This window comes from Pseudomonas sp. RW407, assembly GCF_003176655.1.
In the GTDB taxonomy this organism is placed as follows: Bacteria; Pseudomonadota; Gammaproteobacteria; order Pseudomonadales; family Pseudomonadaceae; genus Pseudomonas; species Pseudomonas delhiensis.
This window is the reverse complement of sequence record NZ_QGSL01000107.1, coordinates 1,590,620-1,598,178: the sequence shown is the minus strand read 5'-3', so window position 1 is coordinate 1,598,178 and position 7,559 is coordinate 1,590,620. Positions and strand designations below refer to the sequence as shown.

Annotated in this window: 5 protein-coding genes and 1 pseudogene; all 6 read right to left on the bottom strand. The window is 70.4% G+C overall.

Going from position 1 to position 7,559, the window contains the following annotated elements; genetic code table 11:
* Positions 1-239: pseudogene (locus DK254_RS31350) on the bottom strand (amidase); the annotation flags it as partial.
* A complete protein-coding gene (locus tag DK254_RS31345; RefSeq protein WP_109936954.1) occupies positions 236-1,339 on the bottom strand; it encodes a M14 family metallopeptidase in 1,104 nt (367 codons plus the stop codon). The gene DK254_RS31345 and the pseudogene DK254_RS31350, both read right to left, overlap by 4 nt.
* A 17-nt stretch (positions 1,340-1,356) precedes the next feature.
* A complete protein-coding gene (locus DK254_RS31340) occupies positions 1,357-2,712 on the bottom strand; it encodes an MFS transporter (RefSeq protein WP_109936953.1) in 1,356 nt (451 codons plus the stop codon).
* Positions 2,713-2,799: 87 nt separating this feature from the next.
* On the bottom strand, positions 2,800-4,416 hold the full coding sequence (locus tag DK254_RS31335; RefSeq protein ID WP_256596002.1) for a wax ester/triacylglycerol synthase family O-acyltransferase: 1,617 nt from the start codon (positions 4,414-4,416) through the stop codon (positions 2,800-2,802).
* Between the two features lie 128 nt (positions 4,417-4,544).
* Positions 4,545-5,348, bottom strand: coding sequence for an alpha/beta fold hydrolase (locus DK254_RS31330; protein WP_109936951.1), 804 nt, complete (start codon positions 5,346-5,348; stop codon positions 4,545-4,547).
* 27 nt (positions 5,349-5,375) lie between these two features.
* The gene (locus DK254_RS31325) at positions 5,376-7,076 is read right to left on the bottom strand and encodes a long-chain fatty acid--CoA ligase (RefSeq protein WP_109936950.1); all 1,701 of its coding nucleotides are present in this window, start codon (positions 7,074-7,076) and stop codon (positions 5,376-5,378) included.
* Positions 7,077-7,559: the final 483 nt, after the last annotated feature.

Genomic DNA, 7,559 nt, shown 5'->3' with positions numbered 1-7,559 from the left:
GCGCCGCCGGCCAGGTCCTTGAGCAGGAAGGGCACGCCGCGGAAGGGGCCGCCGGGCAACGGGCCGCGGGCCCGTGCGCGGGCCTGTTCGAACTGGCGCCAGATCACCGCGTTGAGCGCTGGGTCGTGCCGTTCGATGCGGGCGATGGCGGCGTCCACCAGCTCCAGCGGGGTGACTTCGCCACGGGTGACCAGTTGCGCCTGGGCGGTGGCGTCGAGCAGGTGCAGCGAATCGTTCATGGGCGGGCTCCCGGTTGGCCGGCCAGGCCGTCCAGGGCCTGGAAGGCGGCGTCCAGCGCCTGTTCGACGACGCGCCGCTTCCAGTGGTCGGTGTCGACGTAGAAGGCGTCGCGCAGGCGCTGCTTGATGGCCGCGGCGGTGGCGGCGTCGGTTTCGGGGTGGTTGCTCAGCCACTGGTCGGCGCGCAGGGCCATCAGCACGTCCTCCGACGGCAGGGTGCCGTACTCCAGGCCGATGCCGGTGTATTCGGCCTGGGGGCATGCCTGGTAGGCCAGGTGCCACATGTTGCCGGCCAGTTCGGCGGACACGCAGCCGTCCTCGTACAGCGAGGTCACGTCCGCGCCCCACCAGGCGCGGGCCCGGGCCAGGCCGGCGGCGTCGCCGGGGCGGGCGTGGGCGATGCGCTCGCCGTGGCCGCAGGGGCCCAGGGCGGTGTGCAGGTCGATCCAGCCCAGGCGCGCGCAGCGGCTGGCGTGTTCACCCAGTATCGCGCGCAGGGCGAGGTTGCTCCAGGTTGGCGCGTTGCCGCCGTAGAACAGGCCGTCGGGGTGCTTGTACTGGCCGCCGCTGACGGCCTGCTGTATGGCCCGCGGGCCGTGTTCGGCGAGGTAGGCGTAGAGCGCTTCGTCGGCCTCGGGGGCCGGCCAGGTGTCCGGCACCAGGGCCCGGGCGAGTGCGTCGTAGCCCGGGTTGGCGGGCAGGGGCCCGGCGAAGTCCTGGAAGTTGCGGTTCAGGTCGACGTTCTCGTGGGTCCAGCGGCGCCACCAGGAGAAGCCCCAGGGGTTGATGCCGTGGATGTACAGCACCGCCACGCCGGCGGCCTTCGCCCGCTGGTGGAAGCCCGGGTCGTCGAGCAGGGCGTTCTGCACGCCGGAGCCGCAGAAGCCCTCGACGCCATGGCAGGCGCTGCTGACGATGAGCAGGGCCTGGGCGTCGGCGGCGCCGAAGCGGGCCACGTCCATGGCCAGTTGCTCGCCGTCGCGGCCGGGCAGGGGGTGGACGTGACTGCTGGCCTCGAGGCCCGCGGCGTGGGCGCGGGCGAGGAACTGCCGGCGGGCCTGGCGATAGTCCTGGGCGAAGTATTCGGAAGGGTTGCTCACGGGTGTCTCCTCGGGGTTCAGGCCGGCTGTTCGGTGTTCGCCAGGGCCTTGCGCATGCCCAGCGCCATGGCCAGGGCGGCGATCACGAACAGCGCGCAGAGCAGGTAGATGGCGTCGTCCAGGCTGCCGGTGCGGGCCTTGATGGCGCCGACCACGGCCGGGCTGATGCCGGCGACGCTGGCCAGGGTGTTGACCAGGGCGATGCCGACGGCGGCGCGCTCGCGCTCCAGGTAGCGGGTGACCATGGCCCAGAACACCGGGGTGGCCGCCACCAGGGCCGAGCCGCCGGCGGTGATGGCGACCAGCGTCCAGGCCAGGCTGCCGTTGCCGATGGCCCAGGCCAGCAGCAGGAAGCCGGCGCTGGCGGCCATGAAGGCTGCGGTCCAGTGCAGGCGCTGTTCGTTGCGGCGGTCGGAGCGGCGGCCGTACCAGAACATGGCGAACAGCGCGAAGACGTTGGGGATGACCGCGTACAGGCCGACCATCTGCAGGTCGGCCACGCCCAGCTCGCGGATGATGGTCGGTGTCCAGAAGGCCAGGAAGTAGCCGGCGCAGCCGGAGACGAAGGCGCCGAAGGCCAGCAGGTAGATGCGTGGGTCGCGCAGCACCGCGGCCAGCGCGCCCTTGCCGTGGCCGTCGCTGGCCTCGCTGTCGCTGGCCGTGCCCTGCAGGCCCTGGCGCAGCAGCTCGCGCTCGTCCGCGCTCAGCCACCTGGCGTCCTGCGGGCCATTGGGCAGCAGCCACAGCACCAGCAGGCCGAGCAGCACCGTGGGCATGCCTTCGATGAAGAACATCCACTGCCAGCCTTCCCAGCCGTGCAGCCCGTGCATGTTCTTCAGGATCCAGCCCGACACCGGGCTGGTGATGAAGGCCGCGGCCACCTGGGCCATGCAGAACAGCGCCAGCACCCGGGCGCGGCGCTGCGGCGGGTACCAGAAGGTGAGGTAGAGGACGATGCCGGGGAAGAAGCCGGCCTCGAACACCCCGAGCAGGAAGCGCACCAGGTAGAACTGGGTGGGCGTGGTGACCAGCAGCGTGGCGCTGGAGGCCAGGCCCCAGAGCAGCATGATGCGCATGATGGTCAGGCGCGCGCCGATACGCTGCAGGAGCATGTTGCTGGGCACTTCGAAGAGCACGTAGCCGACGAAGAACATGGCTGCGCCCAGGCCGTAGACGGCATCGCTGAAGCCCAGCGAGGTCTTCATCTGCAACTGGGCGAAGCCGATGTTCGCACGGTCGATGAAGTTCAGCAGGTAGCAGATGAACAGGAAGGGGATGAGGCGGCGGGTGATCCTGGCGTAGACGGCTTCGACGTTGCCGTGGGGCGCCAGGCCGCTTTGCGCCGCCGCGGGCGCGCTGATGAGTGTGGACATGCGAGGCTCCGGGGGAGGTCGACCACGGGGTGCCGGCCGCCGCGTCTGGCCCTTGTGGGGCCGCCGCGCGGCGGACCGGCGCCGGGACTACTGGACCTGGGTGGTTTCGACCGCTGCCGGCTGCGGCGCGGGGCTGGGCTGTTGCGCCGCGGCGCCGTTCACCTTGCGCCGCGGCGGGGTGGCCGGCCTGGCCTTGGGCAGCGCCTTGACGGGGTGGCCGGCCTTGGCGGCCGGTTTGCCCCGGGCGTCGCCCTGCTTGGCGGTGGCGGCCCTGGGGGCGCTGCGGGGGCGTTTCGGCCCGGCGGGAGTGTCGCTTGCCTTGCCTTGCGTCGTCGCCACGGCGGCCTTGTCGCGCGCCAGTTCGAGCAGGCGGCGGTGCTCGGCCAGCAGGTGGTCGCCCAGGTCGTTGAGGTCGGGCAGGGCGCGGCGGCAGGCGATCAGGCCGTAGTCCAGGCGGTCGTGGTAGCTGGTCACGGTGACGTTCAGGGCCATGCCATGGCTGGGGATGGACACCGGGTAGTAGCACAGCACCTTGGCGCCGGCGAAGTACAGCTGCATGGGAATGCCGGTGACGTTGGAGATCACCAGGTTGGCCGGCGGCGGCATCCAGTTGGCCAGGCGCGAGCGGCCGTACATGGCGGCCAGGCCGGAGAGCAGCCAGGGCGCGGCGAAGATCGGGAAGTCCATGGGGATGGCCGAGCGGAAGCGGTTCATCGCCTCCTTGCGCTGCGTCGAGGAGGCGTTGATGCGGCGCAGGCGCTCCAGCGGGTCGGCCTCGTTGGTGGCCAGGTCGATGGCCAGCATGCTCACCTGGTTGTTGGCGGTGTCGTCGCCGGGGGCGCGCAGGCTCACCGGCGCCGCGGCGGTCAGGGGCTTCTCCGGCAGCTCGCCGCTGGCCTTGAGGTAGCGGCGCAGGGCGCCGGAGACGGTGGCCATGACCACGTCGTTGAAGCTCACTTCCAGCTGGCGCGCCATTTCCTTGATCTCCGCCAGCGGCACGGTGCGCCCGGCGAAGCTGCGCTGGTTGGTGATGGCCACGTTCAGCGGGGTGCGCGGGGCCAGCAGCTTGCGCGGGTCGAGGTTGCGCCAGTTGCGCAGGCTGCTGTCGCCCACCACCGGCAGCAGGCTGCGGCCGGCGCGCAGTATGTCCGGCAGCATCCGGGCCAGCTTGACGTACTGCCGGCCGGCGTTGCCGATGGCCGCCCCGGCCAGTTCGGCGACGCCGAGCTGGTACGGGTTGCGCCGCAGCCGCGGCGGCGCCGGCGGGATGACGCGGCCGCTGGGCAGGTCGTCGAACAGCGCGCGGACCAGCTCGATGCCGGCCTGGCCGTCGACGTTGGCATGGTGGACCTTGGCGTACAGCGCCACTTCGCCGCTGCGCAGGCCGTCGATGATGGTGATTTCCCACAGCGGCCGGCTGCGGTCCATCAGGCTCGAGTGGGCGCGGGCGACCACCTGCTGCAACTGGCGGTTGCTGCCCGGCTTGGGCAGGGTGATGTGGCGGATGTGGTGCTCCAGGTCCAGGTGTTCGTCCTCGACCCAGACCGGGTCCGACAAGTCGAAGGGCATGAACGCCAGCTTGCGGGTGAAGACCGTCGCCAGGTGCAGGCGCCCGGCCAGGTACCGCTTGACCTCTTCGTAGAAGTCGCCTTCGTAGCCTTCAGGCAGTTGCAGCACATGGAGCGAACCAATGTGCGTGGGCATCTCGGCCGATTCCATATGCAGGAATATGGCGTCCATCCCGCTCAGATGTTTCATCGCGTCACCAACCTTGTTCTTGTCGTTGCTGGGAAATTGCTCGCAAGGCCCGTTGCGGCGGGCGGTTCAGTTCCTCATCGTTTCGGCGCGCGGAAGGGGAACAGGGCGCGCTTGAGGCCGCGCGGGCGGAACTGCCGCCACTGCTCCTCCGGTTGCGCCAGGCGGTCGCCGATGGCGTACCAGACCAGCGGGTGCACGCCCAGGCCGATGTGGCTGGCGCAGTTGACCTCGATGTTGTCGGTCAGGCGGCCGCGCCGTTCCACGCTGCCGCCCCAGCCGACGATGCCGTCGCCGCGGCTGTAGATGGAGGTGGTGGGCACCGGCGGCGCCTCTTCGCCACGCTCCTCGCTGTCGCGCTTGAAGCTGCGCACCAGGCGGTACAGCTCCCAGGCGTTGGTGCTGCTCTGCGGCGGGCCGTACAGCGGGCTGCCGAGGGTGATCACCTGGCGCACGCTGCCCGGCAGGGCGCGGGCGAGTTCGCGGGCGAAGATGCCGCCCAGGCTCCAGCCGACGAGGCTGACCTTGCGTCCCGAATCCTCGTGCAACTGCTGCAGCTGGGCCAGCAGCCTGTCCACCACGCCTTCGCCGGGCCCGCGGTTGAGGCCCTGGCCCCAGCCATGGACGTCGTAGCCGCGGCTGGCGAGGAAGCGCCGCAGCGGCAGCGTGGAGTAGTCGTTGGCCATCAGCCCGGGCAGCACCAGCACGCTGTGGCCATCGCCGCGCGGCACGTTGAGCAGCAGCCAGGGCATGGCGGCCGGGATCGAGGCCCATTCCAGCAGGGCGCGCGATTCCAGCGCCCAGAGCAGGGGGGACGGGCGGCGCTCCACGGGGTGCCGGCGGAAGGGCGCGGTGATGGAGGCGGGGAAGATCGAGGGCATGACGGTGTCCTTGTACGGGGGTACGGGTCAGGTGTTGCTGGGTGATTGGGCAGCTGCGATCTCGTCCTTCAGCAGCTTCTTGGAGAGCTTGCCCACGGCGGTCTTGGGCAGTTCGGCGCGGATTTCCAGGGCCTGCACCATCTCGTGCTTGCCCAGGCGGTCCTTGAGGAAGGCCTTGAGCCCGTCGAGGTCGAAGGGGGCATGGCCGGCGCGCAGCTTGACGTAGGCCTTGGGCGACTGGCCGCGGTAGGCGTCGGGAATGCCCAGGACCATGACTTCCTCCACCGCCGGGTGGGCGTAGATGGCTTCCTCGATCACCCGCGGGTAGACGTTGTAGCCGCCGCACAGGAGCATGTCCTTGGTACGGTCGACGATGTGGATGTAGCCGTCCTCGTCCATGTAGCCGACGTCGCCGGTGCGGAAGTAGCCGTCGGCGGTGAAGGCTTCGGCGCTGGCCTGGGGGGCGTTCCAGTAGCCGCGCATGATGTTCGGCCCGCGGATGGCCAGCTCGCCGTTCTGCCCCAGCGGCACCTTGCGTTCGGGGGCGTCGAGGTCGAGGAAGCAGATGTCCACGCCGATGTGCGGGATGCCGCAGGAGCCGGCCCTGGGCCGCTCGGCCGGGGTGAAGGTGCCGCCGGTGCAGGTCTCGGTCATGCCCCAGCCCTCGGTGATCTGGCAACCGGTCAGGGCCTTGAACTGCTGCATCAGCTCCACCGGCAGCGGCGCGCCGCCCGAGGCGCAGATCTTCAGGCAGCGCAGGTCGTACTCGCCCACCTGCGGGTGGCTGAGCAGGGCGGTGAACATGGTCGGCACGCCGGGGAAGCAGCTCACCCGGTTGTCGTGGATGTCGCGCAGCACCGCGCCGGCGTCGAAGCGCACGTGCAGGCGCATCTCGGCGCCGACCGCCACCGGGAACAGCAGGCAGCCGACCAGGGCATAGATGTGGAACAGCGGCAGCACCACCAGGATGCTTTCGCGGCCCTCGTGCAGGCGCCGGTCGTTGTCGACGTTGATCATCGCCACCTGGGCCGCGGCGGCGCCGAGGTTGGCGTGGGTCAGCATGGCGCCCTTGGGCAGGCCGGTGGTGCCGCCGGTGTACTGCAGCACGGCCAGGGCCTGGTCCAGCGGCGGCAGCGGGTGGGGCTGCCAGTTGCCGTCGTTGTCCAGCAGTTGCTCGAAGGGCAGGCACTGTTCGCTGTAGAGCACCTGGGCGAGCTGGCCTTCCTGCTGCAGGCGGGCGCGGGTCTCCCGCGGCTGCGCGCCGAAGTCGCCCAGCGAGCCCACCACCAGGGTGTGCAGGCGGGTGCTCTGGAGCAGGCGTTCCATCAGCGGGTAGAGGCTGTTCAGGTCGAGGGTGACGAGGATGTCGGTGCGGCTGTCCTCGATCTTGTGCGCCAGCACGTCGCCGGCATCCAGCGGCGAGTAGTTCACCACGGTGCCGCCGGCGCGCAGGATGGCGAAGAAGGCGATGGCGTACTGCGGCACGTTGGGCAGGTAGAGGCCGACGTGGACGCCGGGGCCGACCCCCAGGTCCTGCAGGCCCTTGGCGGCGTGGTCGATCAGCGCGGCGAACTCGCGGTAGGCGACCTTGCGCCCCATGAAGTCGATGGCCGGGCGGTCCGGCCAGCGGCGCACGGAATCGTCGAGCATGTCCAGCACGCTGAGGCCGGAGAGGTCGTTGTCCCAGCGTACGCCGGCAGGGTATGAGCGGGTCCAGGGGGTTTGCACTGCAAGTGTCTCCTTATTGTTTTGCAGGCATGGTGAGGCTGGTACCGGGGTATGAACTGTCCGGAATTTGCGGCGTGGAGAAACTGCCGGCGAGGGCGCTGGAGATTCGTACCAAAGGCTGATGGATGGGCGCCGGAGAGGCTCTGGGACGGGCCTTGTGGCGCAATCAGCGGAATGGAGGGCGGGGGATTCATGGGGCTGATGGCGCTTGGCGCCGGCCTGGCCGGCGGTATCGCGGACGGAGTTCGGGGAGGCACCGTAGGGCGGATAACGTCTACGTCATTGCAGGCGGCAGGCTGCAAGCTGCAGGCAAGAGCGGGTGCCACCCGTAGGAGCGAGCTTGCTCGCGAATTGGATTCACCCGTGACTTCGGCGTATCGGCTTGGCTCCGCTCCCTCTCCCCAACCCTCTCCCGCAAGCGGGAGAGGGGCTGCCCGGCATGAATGAGACGTTCAGCGTCAACCTGCAGGAGGTGGGCGTGGG